The sequence below is a fragment of the Gammaproteobacteria bacterium CG11_big_fil_rev_8_21_14_0_20_46_22 genome, assembly GCA_002796245.1.
In the GTDB taxonomy this organism is placed as follows: Bacteria; Pseudomonadota; Gammaproteobacteria; order UBA12402; family UBA12402; genus 1-14-0-20-46-22.
Window position 1 is genome coordinate 100,946 of the sequence record PCWT01000023.1, and the last position, 18,723, is coordinate 119,668.

19 protein-coding genes and 1 riboswitch are annotated in these 18,723 nt (G+C 46.1%); of the genes, 12 read left to right on the top strand and 7 right to left on the bottom strand.

Annotated features, from left to right (window positions below):
* The first annotated feature begins 10 nt into the window (after positions 1–10).
* Positions 11–1,294, top strand: coding sequence for a muropeptide transporter AmpG (gene ampG / locus COV52_02900; GenBank protein ID PIR11723.1), 1,284 nt, complete (start codon positions 11–13; stop codon positions 1,292–1,294).
* 11 nt (positions 1,295–1,305) lie between these two features.
* Positions 1,306–1,551: a hypothetical protein gene (locus COV52_02905; GenBank protein PIR11724.1), complete on the top strand. Its 246-nt coding sequence runs from the start codon at positions 1,306–1,308 to the stop codon at positions 1,549–1,551.
* 161 nt (positions 1,552–1,712) lie between these two features.
* Here COV52_02905 and COV52_02910 read toward each other — a convergent pair whose 3' ends face one another.
* The 3 genes from COV52_02910 to COV52_02920 all read right to left on the bottom strand — a co-directional run bounded on the left by COV52_02910 (position 1,713) and on the right by COV52_02920 (position 4,813).
* Complete coding sequence (locus COV52_02910; GenBank protein PIR11725.1) at positions 1,713–3,488, bottom strand: hypothetical protein; 1,776 nt, start codon at positions 3,486–3,488, stop codon at positions 1,713–1,715.
* A gap of 118 nt (positions 3,489–3,606) precedes the next feature.
* Positions 3,607–4,221: a hypothetical protein gene (locus COV52_02915; protein ID PIR11726.1), complete on the bottom strand. Its 615-nt coding sequence runs from the start codon at positions 4,219–4,221 to the stop codon at positions 3,607–3,609.
* Positions 4,222–4,333: 112 nt separating this feature from the next.
* Positions 4,334–4,813, bottom strand: a complete 480-nt coding sequence (locus COV52_02920; GenBank protein PIR11727.1) for a hypothetical protein — start codon at positions 4,811–4,813, stop codon at positions 4,334–4,336.
* A 183-nt stretch (positions 4,814–4,996) separates the two neighbouring features.
* Between COV52_02920 and COV52_02925 the strand changes: the two genes are divergently transcribed.
* From COV52_02925 to COV52_02950, 6 genes are all read left to right on the top strand, one after another.
* Complete coding sequence (locus COV52_02925; GenBank protein ID PIR11728.1) at positions 4,997–5,479, top strand: hypothetical protein; 483 nt, start codon at positions 4,997–4,999, stop codon at positions 5,477–5,479.
* Positions 5,479–6,153 carry a hypothetical protein gene (locus COV52_02930; protein ID PIR11729.1) on the top strand — a complete coding sequence of 225 codons (675 nt, stop codon included), beginning with the start codon at positions 5,479–5,481 and terminating at the stop codon, positions 6,151–6,153. Before COV52_02925 ends, COV52_02930 begins: the two co-directional genes overlap by 1 nt.
* Positions 6,153–6,695 (top strand): hypothetical protein, encoded by a 543-nt coding sequence (locus COV52_02935; protein PIR11730.1) that lies wholly within the window; start codon positions 6,153–6,155, stop codon positions 6,693–6,695. The genes COV52_02930 and COV52_02935 overlap by 1 nt, the downstream gene beginning before the upstream one ends.
* A gap of 181 nt (positions 6,696–6,876) precedes the next feature.
* A riboswitch (FMN riboswitch) is annotated at positions 6,877–7,017 on the top strand.
* 73 nt (positions 7,018–7,090) lie between these two features.
* Positions 7,091–8,137: a riboflavin biosynthesis protein RibD gene (gene ribD, locus COV52_02940; protein PIR11731.1), complete on the top strand. Its 1,047-nt coding sequence runs from the start codon at positions 7,091–7,093 to the stop codon at positions 8,135–8,137.
* Positions 8,137–8,733: a riboflavin synthase gene (locus COV52_02945; GenBank protein ID PIR11732.1), complete on the top strand. Its 597-nt coding sequence runs from the start codon at positions 8,137–8,139 to the stop codon at positions 8,731–8,733. Before ribD ends, COV52_02945 begins: the two co-directional genes overlap by 1 nt.
* Positions 8,726–9,934 (top strand): bifunctional 3,4-dihydroxy-2-butanone-4-phosphate synthase/GTP cyclohydrolase II, encoded by a 1,209-nt coding sequence (locus COV52_02950; GenBank protein ID PIR11733.1) that lies wholly within the window; start codon positions 8,726–8,728, stop codon positions 9,932–9,934. The genes COV52_02945 and COV52_02950 overlap by 8 nt, the downstream gene beginning before the upstream one ends.
* Before the next feature lie 17 nt (positions 9,935–9,951).
* Here the strand turns inward: COV52_02950 and COV52_02955 are convergent, their stop codons facing one another.
* A complete protein-coding gene (locus tag COV52_02955) occupies positions 9,952–11,124 on the bottom strand; it encodes an SAM-dependent methyltransferase (GenBank protein PIR11734.1) in 1,173 nt (390 codons plus the stop codon).
* A 153-nt stretch (positions 11,125–11,277) separates the two neighbouring features.
* Here COV52_02955 and COV52_02960 point away from each other — a divergent pair, with 153 nt between their 5' ends.
* On the top strand, positions 11,278–11,697 hold the full coding sequence (locus COV52_02960) for a hypothetical protein (protein ID PIR11735.1): 420 nt from the start codon (positions 11,278–11,280) through the stop codon (positions 11,695–11,697).
* A 51-nt stretch (positions 11,698–11,748) separates the two neighbouring features.
* On the opposite strand, the gene COV52_02965 is transcribed toward COV52_02960, so the two are convergent.
* Positions 11,749–12,486 (bottom strand): hypothetical protein, encoded by a 738-nt coding sequence (locus COV52_02965; GenBank protein ID PIR11736.1) that lies wholly within the window; start codon positions 12,484–12,486, stop codon positions 11,749–11,751.
* Positions 12,487–12,702: 216 nt separating this feature from the next.
* Here COV52_02965 and COV52_02970 point away from each other — a divergent pair, with 216 nt between their 5' ends.
* Both COV52_02970 and COV52_02975 read left to right on the top strand, forming a co-directional pair.
* Positions 12,703–13,842, top strand: coding sequence for a hypothetical protein (locus COV52_02970; GenBank protein PIR11737.1), 1,140 nt, complete (start codon positions 12,703–12,705; stop codon positions 13,840–13,842).
* Positions 13,843–13,918: 76 nt separating this feature from the next.
* Positions 13,919–15,055, top strand: a complete 1,137-nt coding sequence (locus COV52_02975) for a hypothetical protein (protein ID PIR11738.1) — start codon at positions 13,919–13,921, stop codon at positions 15,053–15,055.
* Here COV52_02975 and COV52_02980 read toward each other — a convergent pair.
* Together COV52_02980 and COV52_02985 are read right to left on the bottom strand one after the other, a co-directional pair.
* On the bottom strand, positions 15,052–16,716 hold the full coding sequence (locus tag COV52_02980; GenBank protein ID PIR11739.1) for a hypothetical protein: 1,665 nt from the start codon (positions 16,714–16,716) through the stop codon (positions 15,052–15,054). The genes COV52_02975 and COV52_02980 overlap by 4 nt on opposite strands.
* Before the next feature lie 147 nt (positions 16,717–16,863).
* Positions 16,864–17,043, bottom strand: a complete 180-nt coding sequence (locus COV52_02985; protein ID PIR11740.1) for a hypothetical protein — start codon at positions 17,041–17,043, stop codon at positions 16,864–16,866.
* A 377-nt stretch (positions 17,044–17,420) separates the two neighbouring features.
* On the opposite strand from COV52_02985, the gene COV52_02990 reads away from it, so the two are divergent.
* Positions 17,421–18,572 (top strand): ATPase, encoded by a 1,152-nt coding sequence (locus COV52_02990; GenBank protein ID PIR11741.1) that lies wholly within the window; start codon positions 17,421–17,423, stop codon positions 18,570–18,572.
* Positions 18,573–18,723: the final 151 nt, after the last annotated feature.

The following is an 18,723-nucleotide window of genomic DNA, read 5'->3' on the forward strand; positions in this document are numbered from 1 at the left end:
GGGCAAGAGGGTGTTGGGGTTTGCCGAGAATTGTGACTCGGGTTACACTGCCCCCATGAAACAGGCACTTTGGCAACGCAACACAGTTTGGCTCAATCTCTTTCTCGGGTTTTCCTCAGGGTTGCCTTTGGCGCTGATTGGTGGCACCTTGCAGGCCTGGCTGACTGAGGCGCATGTAAGCCTTGTGGATATTGGTTTTTTTTCCTTAGTGGGCGCCGCCTACACCTTTAAGTTTCTTTGGTCACCTTTGTTGGATAAATGGGCCTGGCCGTTTATGGATCGCAGGCGTTCGTGGATGTTGGTCGCGCAAATCGGGCTTATCGTCGGTCTTCTCTTACTAGCTATTCAAAACCCAGCCAAGCATTTGTGGGCTGTGGCCGTTTTTTCAGTGTGGATTGCGTTTGCCTCGGCTACGCAAGATACGGCGATTGACGCGTATCGTACCGACCTGTTGCAAGCCGAGGAGCGCGGGGTGGCTTCAGCGATGTTGGTTTGCGGTTACCGTTTAGCCTTGATTTTATCTGGTGGGTTAGCCTTGATCATGGCCCAGTATTGGGGCTGGCGTGTGACGTACATCATCATGGCTGCGTGCATGCTCGTCGGCGTTTGTCTGTCGTTTTTTGCGCCACATGCCCGTTTTGACAAAGCCCCTGCGCTATCTTGGCACGATGCTGTGGCTAAGCCGTTTTTCGAGTTCTTCATGCGCTCGTATGCAGTGTGGATTTTGCTCTTTGTGGTTTTGTATAAGCTTTGTGATGCCTTTGCCTTGTCGTTTATCTCGACCTTTTTGCTGCGTGGCGTGGGCTTTGATTTAGCCACGGTCGGTACGGTGTTTAAAATCTATGGTGTGATCGCCATCATTGTGGGCATGTACTTAGGCGGTTATTGCCTGCCTCGTTTTGGTTTGTTTCGTTCTTTGCTGTATTTTGGCCTGTTTCAAGGGGGCTCAAATGCTTTGTTGATGCTGTTAGCTTATGTCGGTAAAAACTATGCCTTGTTGGTGATCAGTGTCAGTGTGGATAATCTAGCGGCAGGCATGGGTACGGCGGCCTTTATGGCTTTTTTGATGGGGCTGTGCGATCATCGTTTTACGGCAACACAGTATGCGCTGTTGTCGGCCTTGTCTGCGGTAGGGCGTGTGTTTGTCGGCCCCGTGGCCGGTGAGGTGGCGCATTATTTTGGTTGGGTGACATTTTTCTTCATTAGCGTAGTGTTAATGGTGCCGGCGTTGGGCTTGCTGCTTTACTTGCGCCGTCGTTTAAGTTTTGAAGCAGAGGCCATTCGTGCCACATAATAGGAGTGAGTATGAGTATTCATGATCAATACACAACACCACAAGCCGTATTGGACGATAAATCGTTGAAGCACGAGGATAAAGTGCGTGTGTTAACCGAGTGGGCAGATCACGAGAAACAAAAGCTGATTGCCGATGAAGAAAACATGGCGCAAGGTGTGGCCGAAGAAACTGCCCATAAATTGCCTGCCATCATTAATGCGCTCAATAGTTTAGGCGTACAGTGGGGTGAGTCGGATCACGCTCGCGCGAAGTAGCTGCTATTTTTTAAACCCGGGTTTTCAATGCTACGCATTTCAACCCAGGCTACATTTATTCGATTTTGAACCTCGTCGTAGCGAATGCGAAGACGGGTGATAATCCGGGAAAATATAAACCCGGGCTATCCTTGGGCTGTCGGCTAGGCCAGGTTATGCGGCTATGGCGCCACCGCTTCTACAAGGGGCTTGTTCGTTTGCTGTTTCTTCGCGCTGTGAGCTTGTGCGCCGCCGCCTGTTGTGTGGTGGCCAAACAAGCTGTGTGTATTACCGTGAATGATCATTTTTCTGTTTGCACTCGGTGTTCTGTTTGCGCCACCTGAGGTTTCAGTTCGTTCAAGTTTTACGCCGCCAGCTTCATTAGTGTGCGCTTTAGCTTGCGCCTGGGTATAGTCGGCCTCTGTCTTTTTAAAGATTTCTACTGCACTTTGTGTGTCTGCCTCTGGCTTGAACGTATTGTTTGGTGCTTGTGGCCCCATTTTTTTCAAGCGATCGTAGTTGTTCTCTGGCCTGTGGCAAACCTCTTGCGAAACGCTCACATCGTCTTCTTTGCTTCGCGTTTTCTGTTGTTTGATTTTATGCTTGATGGCAATGCCGGCAGCGACCAATAAAGTCAGTGGCGCCATAATCACACAGGCGAAAAATTTGGCGATACGTTTCAAGCCGTTTTTAAAACGTTGCCAGCGAGAAATGGGTTGTTTTTCTTCACTTCGGATAAACACGCTTTTCATTACATGTGCAAGCCAGTTAAAAATACGGCGGCCTGGGTGGGCTTTGAAGGTTTTAGAGTCGGCTTGTGCTTTGTCGATATAAGCTTTATTCAATAGGCCTTGTTGCTGCTGGTGAGATAAGGCTGCCCAGTGCTTGCCGTAGGTGCTTTTGACTTGATCTTCGACGTTTTTAACGCCTTCAGGATTTAATGCGGCTTTGGCTTTTTGCGCAAGGTAATCGTGGTAGCTCGCATGCGCCCATTTTCCAAGTGTGACAACCGCGGTTAGCGCTGTCGCAGCGGCAACCACCAATGCGCTGATAGGCAGCAGTGCAGGGATGCAGCACAAGCCAAAACCAATGGTTAAAGCCAGGCTCATTACAAATCGGAAACCTTGGTTTTTGGCTTTGTTGCGTTGCGTTTCAATTAACACATCTTTTGCAATCTTCGCCTGCTGGTCATCATTTTTTGCGTTAAAAAGCTCGCATTGTAAGGCGACTCGGTACAGTCGTAGGACTTTGCCGTTTAGAGTGGTGCTTGGCTCTGTTAGTCGATGTTCAATGTCGTGAATAAGCGCGATGCGATCCTCGGGTAAATTCTCTGCTGCAAGACTGTGCTTTAATTTTTTATAAGTATTCTCACGATCTTTCGCTAAGTAACGCCTATTGGTTTTTAGCGCGGCACGAATACAGCGAAAGGCGCTTTGTAAAGTGTCGATGGCAGAAGCTAAGCAAAATAGTGCGGGGGTGATAGTGGCGGCAAGTAAAACGCTGCTGCTTAAAATCATGCCGGCAATTGTACTGGCACCTAAAGCCAGGCCTGCGGCAAAACCTACTGCGGCAATACCAAGTTCAATTTTTCGTTTAGCTTGAGAAGTGTTTGCATTCAACAGGTTTTTAATGCTGGTCGCAAAACCCACCACACTGTTAACGGTATCAACAAGATTCCAAACGATGTTCGTGAAACCGTCGAAGACGTTCATGAAGTTACTTTGATTGAAATTATTCGCAAAGTCAGTGGCTGCGCCGATCAGTAGAGCCGCTTCACTCTGTGCGCTGGCAACATCATCAGCCACTACCACACTGTCAGTGTAGGTTGCGCGCCTAAGCTCTTCTTCGCGATTGAATCTTTCTAAATTTTGAATGTGATTATCACAGCTTGGCTGGCTGGCCGCAGGGACGCGGTCTTGGGCTTTTGCTGGTCTTGTTATTATTACATTATCGACCATGTACAGCTTGTCCTAGGTTAAAAGTTGAACAAGTGAAACTAATTTCGAGGCATTATAGACCTAATTTTAAAAAGCGCCAGAATTATTTTTTATTTTAAAATCAATGGGTTAGCGTTGCCTACCAGACGTGCCACCAAGGTTTTTTGGGTAAAGAACTCTGGCAGCGTTCAAGCTGCCAGTGGTAAGTCCAGCTTAAGCGCTGGACCTTACGGGCCACATTGATCAGCCATTGCTTTTTGCGATACGTGCCGCGCATATAGCCGCCAATGCCTTCATGATAAGCCAAATATTGCGCGTAAGTGTTGTTCATCGCAATGCCTGCACGTTTATGGGCACGGTAAGCGTACCAGCCAATAAAATCAGCCGCGTTACCAAAATCATCACGTGAGGTGAAAAAACCGCCGCCTGTGTCCTGCTTGTAAAGCTTCCAGGTGCCGTCTACCGCTTGTGAATAGCCATACGCGGTGGTTGGGCGTTTCCAAGGGATAATCCAGAGGATTTTTTCACGCGGCGGTGCTGCGCCGGCTTGGAAGTGTGACTCTTGATGGATGATCGCCATCAAGGTGCTGATAGGAATACCCCAGCGTTTGTTCACTTCTTGCGAATCCCAGTACCAGTTCGGGTATTCTTTAAAGATGCTACAAATATTATTGGTGTTTTTGGGCGGCGCTGGGCTACAGCCTGCAAGCATCAGTGGAATTAAGCAAATCGAGAGTTTTAGCCAGTGTTTCATGTCGTATTAAGCGGGCTGAAAATTAATTGAGGCTGAATTTAGCATAGATTGATTGGCTTGGCGAGGGTCTCAAGGCTTGATCATCAAGCCTTGAGAGGTCTGTGAAAAGGCGCTATTCAGGAAATGTAAGGGGCCAGTCACTGCCAATGCATTCACCATGGTTAACGTTGATGCTGCTGGCTTTTACCGGTGGTGTTTGGTTTTTGGGTACGATGAGTGTAAACGAACCACCTGAGTTAGAGGCGGTTAATTCATATGAGTCCCTCATCTCAGAAACACATTGTATGCTGCCGTTTTCGCTTGTGTCATTCATACAGTCATCATTCTCATTTGTGCCTGTGCAATGTGTTGCAATGTCAACAAACGGCGGTATACCGACGGTGTTGAAACCAACAACATTGTAGTTATTGCTTCCTTTCATATTGCTGCACTTGCCGGCAGCTATCAGAAATTGATAGTTTACAGCATATTTTTGCAGGCTTTGGGCGCAGGTTATTGCGTTTTCTGTAGGCTGCAGGGGTGGGTTATCCGCCAAACCTAAGCTTGCTAAGCTAAAGCTGGATAACAAGAGAGAAATTATCCGTAATTTCATAGTTCACCTTTAATGTGTTTTTAGCTTCCTATATATAGCAGGTTTTTTTGAATATTTTTTGTTTTTAATTTTTTTGGTAAAAAAATTCTTCAAAATATAGTAGGCAGACATATTTGACCCTCGTGCCGAGCCTTGAGACACTTCCTGAGTCTTTTCTTCTTTCCACTTTTACGAGGTTTACGTATGGCAATCTACATGAAAATAGATGGCCTTGACGGCGCTGTGACGTCGAAAGGTCATGAAAACTGGATACAGCTGGATTCATTTAATGCGGGTGTTAATCGACATGTGACAACCGAGGTAGGGCGTGTCGTCAACCGCGACGCTTCGGTGCCCAGCTTTTCGGAGGTGTTAATCACGAAACGGCCGGATAAAAGCTCGCCCTTGTTGTTTGAAAAAGCCTGTTTGGGCAATGCGATTGCCGAAGTGCTTATCGACATTTGCGCCACCGATAGCGATTTAAAGCCGTATTCTCAGTATCGCTTATCGAAGGTGATCATCAGTCGCTATCACGATCAATCACAAGGCCAGGCGCACAGTGGCCGGGAGCTCTTACATTTGAACTTCGTTCAAATTGAGAAAACCTTCACCGCACGTGATATTGACAATAAGCCGCTCAGCCCAGTGACAGCAGGCTACGATTTGCAAGCCGCGGAGAAAATGTAGTGCTAGGTTTATGTCTTATCGAATATGCCTTGCTGGCTAACGATGTGTATTTGAGCGAGCTCGAGCCGCCAGACCCTACAATGATGGCGTATGGCTTGCACCGTATCGAGCTCGATCACCGCAAATTTGCCTCAGGTTTTTTTGCGAGACTGTATTATAGCGAATTGGTGGAAGGCTATGTGCTTGCATTTCGTGGCACTGATATTAGCGATTGGGGTAGTGTCAGCGCGGATCTTGAGTATGGTGCCGGCGCCAGACCGGCGTTATACAGCTGCGCGATGGATGTTTTTCACGCGGTATTACGCAAAACCCCTAAAGCATTGGGCCGCATCGCGTTTGCTGGACATTCTTTGGGCGGTATCTTGGCCAAGCTCTTGGCGCTCGATACGGGTATTACATCGGTTGCCTTTAATTCACCGGGGATTAAGCGATTTTTAGGGCATCATTCAGCGCATGGTATTGTGAATGTGAATGCGTATAAAGATGTCGTTTCAAAAATCGGCGATCAAGTCGGCACGATTATCAACGTCAAGGTGCGCGAGGGTGATCTTTTGTGTGCAACGGATGATGTGCTGGTGTTTAACAAACTAGCCTGCGGTGTGGATAAACACTCCATGCAACATTTGGTGAATGCTTTGATGTTTGATTCGCAGCAAGGCGAGAGGAGTTTTTAATGATGATGGTGTTCTGTAAAAAAATCCGTTCAATCTTTATAGGCCTACTTGGCTTGTCTGCCTCTCTTCAATGTTTGGCAGGCGATTTTCAACAGGCGGCTGACAACCAACAATACAACGTGTTTAATCAAGCAGTGGTTGAGCGCTTGCACATTAAAGGCGCGACTACAATGCTTATGCCAAAGGGCTTGTTTTCAGTCACGCGCTTGAATATGCCCAAGCTTCAGGCTTGTGCTTTAAGCTTTCAAACCTACGGGCAGTTTATTCCAAGCGATGCACCCTCCGCTTTGCTCGAGCTGACAACGACAGATAAAAAGGCGTTTCGTGTGCTGAGTATGGGGCGGCCGAGCTTGAGCTGGATGGGTTTAGGCGCGGTCATGTTTAAGCTGCCTTGTGACTTCTCATTCAAAAAGGTCAATCACATCAATCTCGTTTACAAACATCGGGGCAAGTTTCAGCGTAGACGTTTACCAGTCAGCATTTTTCAGCGAGTTTGGTCGATGACAACCCCTTCAAAACCCATTGATTTTGATATGGGGTAACGGCTATGGTTCTTAAGGTAGCAACCGTCTTTGCTTCAGAGCATGGCGACGCGGCAATCTCTAGGTTAATTTAAAAGATCGCCGCGCTCACTATCGTTCGCTCGCAATGATATTAAAATGTGCTCACAATGGTGCGGCTTATCCCGCCTATTTGACCATTCAAAAAAATACCGTACAATGTTCAGGTCTTCAGGGCGGGGTGTAATTCCCCACCGGCGGTGATAGCCCGCGAGCGCTTTCGAACAAAATACGGTTTGAAAGGTCAGCAGATCTGGTGAAATTCCAGGGCCGACGGTCATAGTCCGGATGAAAGAAGCATTGGGTAAGCCCGTCTTGGTTTGCCGTTCACTCTGTATTGTCCCTGAAGCGTATGATTAACTTTATGGCGCAAAGCGATGATGTACACGCACGAAAAGTGGATGCAAAAAACATTAACGTTGGCTGAAGCGGGGCGTTTAACCGTTTCGCCGAACCCGATGGTGGCCTGTTTGGTGGTCAAGGATGGAAAGTTAATTGCACAAGCCTACCATCAAAAAGCGGGTCAGTCTCACGCGGAAGCTTTGGCGTTGGATTTGGCTGGTGAGCAAGCCAATGGCGCGACGTTGTATATCAATCTCGAGCCGTGTTGCCATCAAGGACGTACGCCTCCCTGTGTTGACCGTGTAATAGCCTCTGGTGTCTCACGCGTGGTTTGTGCGACACAGGACCCCAATCCACTCGTGTCAGGTCAGGGTATTGCGGCTTTAAAAGCGGCAAGCATAGACGTTATCGAGGGTGTGCTGGAAAACGAAGCTCGCACGCTCAATCAGTTTTTTTTTCACGCTATGATAATGCAAAGACCTTACGTCATTGCAAAATGGGCCATGAGCTTAGACGGTCAAACGATCTGCGCGGATACGGACGATTGCTTTATTACGGGCGAAAAGAGCCAGCAACATGTGCATCAGCAGCGAGCAATGGTCGATGCGATTCTTATTGGTGCGAACACATTGATTCGTGACAACCCACAACTCACGGTTCGCTTAACTGCTACCGAAAAACAGCCTTTGCGTGTTGTTATCGCTGAGCGTGGTGGCTTGCCACTCGATGCGCGCTTGTTTAATGATGCGTACGCTTTTAATACGTTAGTCTATCTGCCCAGTGGCGAAGCCGAGCTTGCATCAAGCCTTCAAAAAAAAGATGTCCAAGTCTGTTTGATCGCGCCAGATCCACTGACTGTTTTAAAAGACTTGCACAAAAGGCATATTCGCAGTCTTTACATTGAAGGTGGTGCGAAGACGCATAAAAAATTTATCGCAGCTGATTTGGTGGACGAATATCATTGTTATATTGCACCTGTGATTGTGGCGAATTTGCCGAAAAAAACGTGCGTATTGCCGTTAGTGGCTGAAGCATTAGGTGACGATGTTTTTATATCTGCCAAAATAAAAAGGAGCGATTAATGTTTACAGGTATTGTGAACCACACAGGTATTGTGCAGCTGGTTGAGCAGGGCGACAAGCTCATTAGGCTTAAGGTGTCACCTCAAGCGCAATGGCAAGACATCGAGTTAGGTGAAAGTATCGCCATTAATGGCGTGTGCTTAACGGTGACAGCCTTTGACGAAAAAACTTTTTTGGTGGACGTAGTGCCAGAAACACTGCGCTGCACAACTTTGGGTGATTTGGTGGTGGGGTCGATAGTCAATCTTGAGCGGGCATTATTGCCCACGACGCGTATGGGCGGGCATTTTGTCCAAGGCCATATAGATGCAACGACAGAAATTTTAGATATTCACGATGAGGGCGAGGCCTGGATGGCCCGATTTAACCTGCCAAAATCTCTGGCTCCATACATCGTGCATAAAGGCTTTATTGCGATTGATGGCATGAGTTTGACGATTGCAGCCTGTGATGAATCCACATTCTCGATCACCTTCATTCCACATACGCAAGCGGTGAGTATCGTCAAGTACTACAAACCTGGGTGCCGTGTGAATATTGAAGTTGATTTAGTCGCAAAATACATTGAAAAACAGTATGGAAAATACCATGAATGAACGATTAAAGCGTGTAGAAAATGCCTTGGCTGTTTTAAAGGAAGGCGGCAAAGTGTTGCTATGTGATCATGAAAGTCGTGAGAATGAGGGGGACGTGATCGTTGCGGCTGAATTTGCGACACCTGAAGCGATTCAATTTATGGCGCAAAAAGCCTGTGGTTTAATTTGCTTAGCGTTGGATGAGCAGTATATTGAAAAATTTCGCTTAAACCCGATGGCGCCTAAAAATAATAGCCGACACCAAACGGCGTTTACGGTGTCGATTGGTGCCAGAAAGGGCACTACGACCGGTATTTCGGCACACGATCGTTCACACACGGTTTTAACCGTGGTGGATGACGCTTCGAACCCTGAAGACATTGTGTCTCCTGGGCATCTTTTCCCATTAAAAGCTGAAAAGCACGGCGTGTTTGTTCGAGAAGGTCATACGGAAGGCAGTGTGGATTTAATGCGCTTGGCCGGCTTAAAACCTGCTGCGGTGATTTGTGAGGTGATGGGTGAGGATGGTCACATGGCGAAAGGCGATGCTTTAGTAAACTTTGCCAAGGCGCACAAGCTTCCGGTTTTATCGGTGGCTGATGTGCTTGCGTATCGTTTATTTCATGAGGCGCGCGCAGAATACATTGCACAAGCCAATCTGCCCACGCATGAGTTTGGCGCGTTTAAAGTTCATGCTTTTAAAGATCGCATCACGGGTGTTGATCACCTGGCGATTGTCGCCGGTGAGCTAGCGTCGATAAAAAAATCTTTGGTGCGTGTGCATTCTTCTTGCGTGACGGGTGATATTTTCTCAAGCCAGCGTTGTGATTGCGGTGAGCAGTTGGCGGTGGCCTTGGATAAAATACAAGCCGAAGGGGGGGTGTTGTTGTATTTAAACCAAGAAGGGCGCGGCATTGGTTTGGCTAACAAAATCAAAGCCTACGCCTTACAGGAGCAGGGTTTGGATACGATCGAAGCGAATCACCAATTGGGTTTTCCGGCAGACATGCGCTCGTTTTCTATTGCAGCGGATATGTTAAAGCACCTGGGTGTGAAAAAAATTGCACTAATGACCAATAACCCAAGAAAGCTTGAAGAGCTTTCGGATTACGGGCTTGAGGTCGTTGAGCGAGTTCCTTTAGAAATCGATGCGCATGAAAATAATAAAGCGTATTTGAAGGCTAAGAAGCAAAAGCTTGGTCATTTTTTGAGTCGGGCTTAGGGTCTTGTCCAACAGACTTACATAACACTTAGTAGCACAGCACGCAAATATTCCCCTTCAGGAAAGGCGGGCAGCGTAGGATGGTCTGGGCTCGCACTGTATTTACCTAAGCAACGTATACGTTTTTTGGACGCTGTCGCAGCATCGCGCAACATGGCTGTAAACAAATCCCAAGTCATGGCTGATGAGCAGTTACAGGTAAAAAGCAGGCTGTTTGGCTTCATCGCTTGAAAGACTTGCTCGTGCAGTCGGCGGTAGTGTTGAGTGGCTTTCTCTAGATGTTGGCGTGAAGGTACAAGCTTGGGTGGGTCAAGAATCACAATGTCGTATTCTTGTGCTTTTGATAAGTGTTTATTAACGTCATCACAGATCCACTCAATGTTAACATGGTTCAGTTCAGCATTTTTTTTACCCAGGCCAATCGCATCGACTGAGCTATCAATTGCCGTCACTTTGCTTGCACCAGACTTTGCGGCGTGTAGGGCAAAGCCGCCTGAGTAGCAGTATAAGTCGAGTACACGCTTGCCTTTTGACAGATTGGCGACAACTTGGTGATTTTCGCTCTGGTCGAGAAATAAACCTGTTTTTTGTGTGTGCTGAAAAGAGATTTCGTAAGTAATATTTTTTTCGTGAACTGTGCGGATAACGTTTTCATCAGGTTTGCTTGATTTCAATAAGGTCCAGCCATCTTGTTTTAAGGCTTTTTCTTGTGGGCGCCAAAGGATAGCAGTGTTAGGTAGGCATTGGCTTATTAATGCTTCTATCATGTTTCTGTGTTGTTCAGCCCAATATGCCGAGCTTGAAACGACTGCAATGTCATTGTAAACGTCGATCACAAGACCTGATAGGCCATCGCCTTCACTGTTAAATAGGCGGTAAGCTGTTGTTGATGGGTTGGGTAGGTTTAATTGTTGGCGTAGTGAGAGTGCCTCGATTAATCGATGATGAATGATCGAGTCAACACTGCTTTGATCAAAGGTTTCATAGGCATAGCTTAGCATGCGCACACGATAAAGTGAGTGGGGATTGAAAACGCCTACCCCGATGGGTTGTTGTTTAGCATCAAGGACATTAACCAGCTCGCCAACCTTGGGTGAACCGCTCATTGATTCAATAGCCTTTGGGAAAATCCAGGGGTGGCCATGCCAAATGGGTCTAACTTTCTTTTGCTGTAGAATAATAGTGATCATGTGGCGATGCTATCAGTGAGGTATGTTTCCTGCAATAGCGCTTGTGGGCAAGACTTCAAAAGAAAAGTGCAAATGTCGTTGACTCGTAATAAAACCTTAAGCTGTTTAGCATTAAACTGCTCTCGTCATTAAACAACAATAAGGATAAAACGTATGAAACTCATTAAAATCGTCTCTGCTTTATCACTTGTGGCTGCTTTGGCGGTCACTGCGAATGCGGCTTCGGGTCCGAGCCGGGCGTTAACTTTTTTGAATGAAAGTGGTGGTGGTGTGCAATTTACGGTAATTGATAAAGGCACCATCAACAACCCAGGCTCAGCGTATCAGCCTAAACAGACATTCTCTCCGGGCTTTATCTATAGCACGAAGCGCTACGCTGGCCATAACGTTGAAATCTCTGTTCGCCCGACGACAGTCACGCATGGTAATAGCGACTTTTCATCAGTGTCATGCGACCAATTTCCCGGTGGTTATGCGGATGTTCAAAGTGACTACATTATTGCAGAATATAAGTACGAGCCATTGCTCCGAAAGTATGCTTTTACTTGTCGTGTTAAGCATGTGGCCTTATAAAATTACTTGCAGAGCCTGTTCATCATTCTAATCAAAAAATGATAGGCGGGCTCACGGGTTTTTGCCAAATAAATAACTAAGGTTTACGGACACTGTCTGCACATTAGCGTGGCCGTGGACTTTGGGCGTACCATACCCTTCGCCGCTCCCACAGTTTGCACAAGAAATGCTATGCGTACTTAGAGTCAGTCGGTTAAAGCTGTAGGCAACACCGGTGTAGAGGTGTGGGCTTAGTTTGTAATTGATGCCGGTTTTCATCACCCAGCCATTAAGCCAGGCAGATGAAGAGGCTCGAATGTTTTCGACGGAGGTGGTTTGGGTCATTTTCATGTTGGCTCCTGCGAAACCACCGCCAATATAGAAAAGCGCCTTTTTGCAGGGTAAGCCTAGATCCAGGGTGATGTTCGAAAGAAAGTTGATATTGATTCTTTGATAATCAATGCCAGGGAAGTAAGCATTTCGTTGTTTACGGGTTAAATTGCTTGAGGCAGCACTGGCATCTAGGCCCAAGATGAACTTTTTGATTGGAATATTATAGCCGAGTGAAGCACCGGCGATGGCGCTGCGGTAACGGCCCGAGAACATGGTGTTGCCGAGTACGGTGGGGCCTAGTGTGTTAAAGTAGTTTGCGTTAGTGTAGCGTAAATTCGCGTTTCCCCAGGCGCCGCCCAGTGTGGCGCCTACGTGAAAGCCGGCCCATGAATCAGCACCACTGACACTCTGCGCCAGCAGTGATGTGGGTAGTAAAAAAGCGCTGATGATCGCGAAAGCTAAATGGTTTTTTTTCATGATAAATTCCTTTTTTTGAATGGAGTCCTGTCGATATCAGAGCTTCTGTATAATGGATGTTTTTTGTTTTAAATCAAGCAAAATTAGTGAGAAGAAGGCGTCCTTTCCATTAAAACTTGCCTTAAGCGATCTGGCGCCTTAGTCCGGCCGCCGGGTAATTACGGCGTTTTACATAATTTATGTTTTATAATATAATTTACCATAAAGGAGGGTGGTATGATGAATAAGTTTGTATTTAACCGACAAGCCTTGGCTCAGTCCTATTGTGACAGTCTTGAAGGCAAAGGGATTGCGAATAATACGTCTGGGCTGTTTTTGGCCGGCCCCAGACGCGTGGGTAAAAGTACGTTTTTACTGCGTGATTTGATGCCGGAAGTGGCCGCGCGGCATTGGCTTTCAATTTATGTTGATCTTTGGGCTGAGAAAGCGACAGATCCAGCACTATTGATTATTGAGATGATCAAAACAGCCATGCTCAGTGTGTCAGGCGGCTTGAAAAAGGTCACGCGCAAAGTGCAGTTGAAGAAGATCACTGTATTAGGTGCCGTGGAAATCGATTTTTCTAAACCAGGCTTGCCAAAATCCGTGACCTTGGTTCAGCTTTTGGAGCATTTGATTGCGGCGTCTAAAAAACCTGTCGTGTTAATTATTGACGAAGCGCAGCATGCTTTAAGCACAAAAGCCGGTTTAGATGCGATGTTTGCCATTAAGTCGGCGCGTGATCAAATTAATTTGCGTGGTGAAACGTCCAAGCTAATGCTGGTGTTTACAGGTTCGAATCGCGATAAGCTCGCACAATTATTGATTAAAAAAGATAAACCATTTTTTGGCTCAGAGGTCACCGCCTTTCCTTTGCTGGGTCGCGATTATACGGATTTTTTCACTGATGAGGTGAACAAAAGCCTCAGTGCTAATAATCAATTTAGTCAGGCTGATATGTGGGAAGCGTTTCAGTTGGTCGGGTATAAGCCTGAAATTTTGCGTCAAATTGCAGGGCGTGTGGCGATTAGTAATGAAGCGCAGTCACTATCAGGGTTATTAAAAAAAGATGCTTTTCTTTGGCATGACCAGCTTTGGCAAGATTACGCGAATGATTATGAAGGGCTCACTGAACTGCAAAAAGCGGTTTTGTGTTTGCTGATTGAAAAAGGCCGCTCTTGGTCGCCATTCTCAGAGGAGGCGATGGGGTTTTATCAGGCTAAATTGGGCGAGCCTGCCAAAACGCCTTCTGTGCAAACTGCCATACAAGCGTTGCGCGATAAGGGGCTTATTTGGCAATCTGGCCGTGGGTCTTATGCTTTGGAAGATGAAGGGTTTATTGAGTGGTTTAATTACCATGAGAAATCGCGAGTTTAAACTGGTTTTTGCCTGTTTCTTGGGCGCTTTTTATGTCATCATGGGCGCCTTTTTTAGCAAACAAAAAGTATAATTAATGAAAACATCCGCACGTACACGGCTTGCATTAACCACTGGGCTCGCGCTTTTTGCGATGTTTTTTGGCGCGGGCAATATGATTTTCCCGCTGCAATTAGGCATGCAGGCGGGCTCTCATGTTGTGACGGCCATTATTGCTTTTGTCATTACGGGCGTCGGCTTTCCCTTTTTGGGGCTCTTTGCAGTGAGCCTTTATAACGGGGACTACTGGAAGTTTTTCGCGCCATTAGGTAAACCTGCGGCACTCTTGATCACTGGCTTTTTGATTTTTATTTTATGCTTAACAGTCGGTGCGCCCAGAACAGAGTTGGTCACGTATCACACGATTATTGGTGGCGGGGCATCGCTGGGTTTTTTCGGTAATCCGTTTGTGTTTGCCTTTATTTATTTTGCGATTGTTTATGTTATGGTGCTGAATCAGCGGCATGTGGTGAATATTATTGGCTGGTTTTTTTCGCCGATTAAAATCATGGCGTTTATTCTTCTCGTGTTGGTGGGCGTGCACTTTGCTTCACCATTTTTGCCAAGCCATGCCAGCGTTTTTCATGTCGCACAAACCGGTTTAATGACCGGTTACGGCACGATGGATTTATTGGCCGCGGTATTCTTTGCAACCATTGCCTATAAAAACATTAAAAGAAAGTGCCATGCGCATGGTCTGAAAGATAAAGATTCTATCACCAAGATTTCCTTGTATTCTTGTTTAGTGGGCGCGTTGTTGATTGCCTTAATTTATTCGGGCTTGATTATCGTGGCGGCTATGCACGCAAAAGCCATGGCTGGCACGCCAACCGCGGCGTTAATTGGTAAAATTTCTGAGGTTTTGTTGGGCCGATACGGTTTTATCTTTGTGTCAATTTGTGTGACCTTTGCCTGTCTTGCCACTGCGGCGGCTTTAACCGAGGCGGGGATGGATTTTTTCATGGAAAGAGTTTTTACAAAGCAGCGCATTTCGCGCAAGTGGCTTTTGTTGATTATTTTAGCTTTGATGTATATGGCGGCGAGCTTTGGTTTCGATAAGATCATGGGCTTTGCGATACCCATTTTATCCGTGCTTTATCCGTGTTTGATTATTTACTGCATTTTTTGCATTATTAAAAAAGCCCGGCGTAAAAAGCTAAAGGCTACGTCTTAAGTATTAAACGCGATACCCGCTGATAAGCTGACTGTGCTCAGGTGTGCTTTTGGCATCGTGGCCTCTGTAGAGGGCGTATTACCTTGCGTGAGGTCGCTCTGCTTAAAGGCCACGTAGCGATAATCTAGATTTGTGACAAAGTGCGTGTCTTGATTGATCGCATAATCAAATTTGAGCCCCGCGCCATACCAGGGGGCTGGGCTATTGTGAAACTGCACTTCAGCGAGCGGCGCATAGACGGTGTTGGCCACAGTCGCACCACCTTCAATACTCGGTGACATAATCCAACCGTCTGACAGTTGCTGTTGATAATCCAGCCCAAGACCGGTGTAGAAGAAGTAATAGACATTCGATTCTGGGATGTTATAGCTTGTTTTTTGGATGATAAAATTATCGTGCTCAAAGCCTAAAACGACTTTCGGCAAGAGGGCGCTTTTATCGCTGAAAGAGTGTAAATAACCCAAGGCTATGCCGCCGTTGTAGTGGTTTATTTTTGCATCATTGGTGCTGTATGGCGTGCTAGGATCGTTGGATTTAAAGTGCACATGCTCACTGGCGTAATCACCCGATGCCTGGAATACAAAGTGGCCAAAGCTATGGCTTAAGAAGATTCTAAGGCCTGGAATGGTACCGCTGTGTGTGCCCGTGCGAATGTCTTTCGCAGCCGAGCCGGCTTTGGGTGCCAGGCGGTAGTTTGTATACATACCCATGATTTCAGCGCCGCCTTCGTTGTTGAAAGCAGCTAGTGAGTTTTCTGCGCTCGTGGTTTTTGAGCCTTTTTGGTTGGTATTAAAGCTGTAGGCTAAGCCAAGATACGTGGCAAAATAACGTGTGAAGCTATCCGGCTCGTCGCTACCATCATGAGGGTTGTTCGGCTCCGTGTTTTCAATATTACTTTTACCGTATTTAAAGCGCGTGTATTCCAATGTTGTAAATAAATGGAAATTACCCGCGACAGCCCAGTCTAGGCCAAGGCCTGCGTTATACCAAGGTTTGCTTTTGAGGCTATACGTAGTACCGGCATGGATGTCACTGCTGGGGTAAAGCTTGGTTTTGGTGTTGTAAACGTGCGCGTTAAAGGTTCTGCCGGCTGCACCAAACGCGGTGAGCACGAGGCTTTGAGCAACTTGAAATTGTGCGCGTAAACCGCCAGCCCAGTAGTTGTTCGAGTAATCGCCTTGGCCACCTTCAACGGATCCACCTTGAGAGGTTACGCTGGATAAGCTGCTGCGCTCCCAACTATGATAGCCGATCTCACCGTAGGGGGTCAGCGCAAAGCGAGAGCCGAAGTTAAATCGATAACCTGCGATACCGGTCATGTCGAAAATAAACGAGGGTGCATTATCATTACTAACGGGAATATTAGTGCCGACGGTGGCGCCTTTGTACGGCGTGTTACCGTTTAGGGCTTTCATCGCCACATCCGTGTAGATATGGCCAAATTCGTGATTAGCCTCAAGCGCAAAACCAGGCATGTTGCCGCGGTTAGTGTCGTCAACGACCTCGTGGCCTTGCTTCGTGGATGTTTCACGGTAGTACATGTATTGATAGACAAAGGCGGCGCGAACGCTGTTATTTACCTGTGAAATAGAGTTGGTGGCGGCAGTGGCCGCGATTGCTGCGGGTAAGGAGGCTAAAACAAAGGTGCTTTTTCGTAACATCACACGTGTCCTTGTGCTGTTGAGTCGAGTATCAATCCAGCCATGAAGTTAAAGGATGATTTCTTGCCAGTCAAGTGTGTCGTGCGAGAGGGTTTTGTAAGGCTGGCGCCCTGAATAGGGCGCTAAAGTTTAGGGCGGGGGATAGCTCTAGTTTGAGTCGCCTTGGTCTGGGGGGTTGAGAGGGCTTTTTCCAGCCTGCTCCGAATTTTCTTCGAGGTTCTGTCTTTCTTGCTGATTCGCTGGCCATCCCCATTGATTCTTAGTGGTTTGAGGGTTAGTGAATTCGTGTTCTATTCCTGTAATAGAAGCATTAATTCTATAATTCATCCCGTATTTAGAAAAAGAGTTGTTAGAGCGGCGCATTCAGGAAATGAATGATTCAATAGCAAAGAAAAACTTTGATCAGGCGGAGGTAGAATCTTCTTTGATTAGAAATAGTGGGTTCTATACCCCAATCTTTGCGTCCGATAACAATAATTTTTATCCAGTTTATCCAACGATACTCCATGACTTGAGTTGCTTGATGCGCTTTACTCAAGTGATGGTTGGCTTTACAGGGCGATAGAGAAACCCGCAAAAGTCCCGCAACGAATTATTCAAAAACGAGATCTAATATCTCTATTTTTATATAAAATAGAGATATTAGATCTCGTTTTTTATCATTTATTGTTGTATAGTCCATCTGGATTTACATAGGAAAGTTTATGTTTAAACGGCTTATTAACATTAACCAGGAATCAAAGCATAGTGTCTTTATATTTGGCCCTCGAGGTACAGGGAAAACTTCGTGGCTTAAGCAGCATTTTGGAGATGCTTTGTATTTTGATTTATTAAATGATGATATTTATACAGAGCTGTCAGCGAGACCGACACGGTTAAATGATAAGATTCCTGATGGATACCAAGGGTGGGTTATTGTTGATGAAGTGCAAAAGATTCCAGCTATTTTAAACGAAGTACATCGCCTGATTGAAGGGCGAAACTTACGTTTTATACTGACAGGTTCAAGTGCAAGAAAGCTTAAAGCGCAAGGAGTGAATTTATTAGCAGGCAGAGCTTTAACGTATCATATGCACCCGCTGACTTGTCTTGAACTTGGGGAGCAGTTTAGCTTAACAAAGTCTTTAGTATTGGGCCATTTACCCATGGCTATAACCAGTAATGAACCTGAAAAGTATTTATCAAGTTATGTCGCGAGTTATTTAAGGGAAGAAGTGCTACAAGAGGGACTAACACGTAATATCGCATTGTTCACACGTTTTTTGGAAACAGCCAGTTTTTCTCAAGGGGAAGTGCTGAACTATACGGCGATTAGTCGTGAGATTGCGAGTAATAGACATACGGTCGCTAATTTTTTTGAAATACTAGAAGACCTGCTTATTGCTTGTCGAGTTCCTGTTTTTAGCAAGCGCGCTACGCGCGATATGGTCAATTCGCCTAAATTTTATTATTTTGACGCCGGTGTTTATCGTTCTATTAGGCCGCAAGGTCCCTTGGATAGTGCATCTGAAATTGATGGCGCTACGCTAGAAACCTTGTTTTTACAAGAAGCAAAAGCCTATAACGACTATTTTGATTTGGGTTACTCGTTTTATTATTGGCGTACACGAGATAAGAAAGAAGTTGATTTTATTTTGTATGGAAAAAAAGGGTTTTTTGCTTTTGAAATTAAACGAAAAGCAAGGTTGGATACCAAGGATTTTAAGGGCTTAAAGGCTTTTGCAAAAGATTACCCAGAGGCGAAATTTTATATGCTTTATGGTGGTAACGAGACTTATTTTGAAGGCAATGTTCAAGTTGTACCGTTTAAGCAAGCGCTAAGGAACCTCCCTAAGCTTTTATCTGGTGTGTTATAAAGGTAAACCACACTCTATTGAAGTGGCTCAATAAAACTAGACAAAATTTTGGGGTATGTTAGATACCCTATATTCTTGTAGCCCGGGTTGTGACCCGGGATTATTTCTCCCGAATTACGCGCTTTTGCGCTAATCCGGGCTACATTTTTCT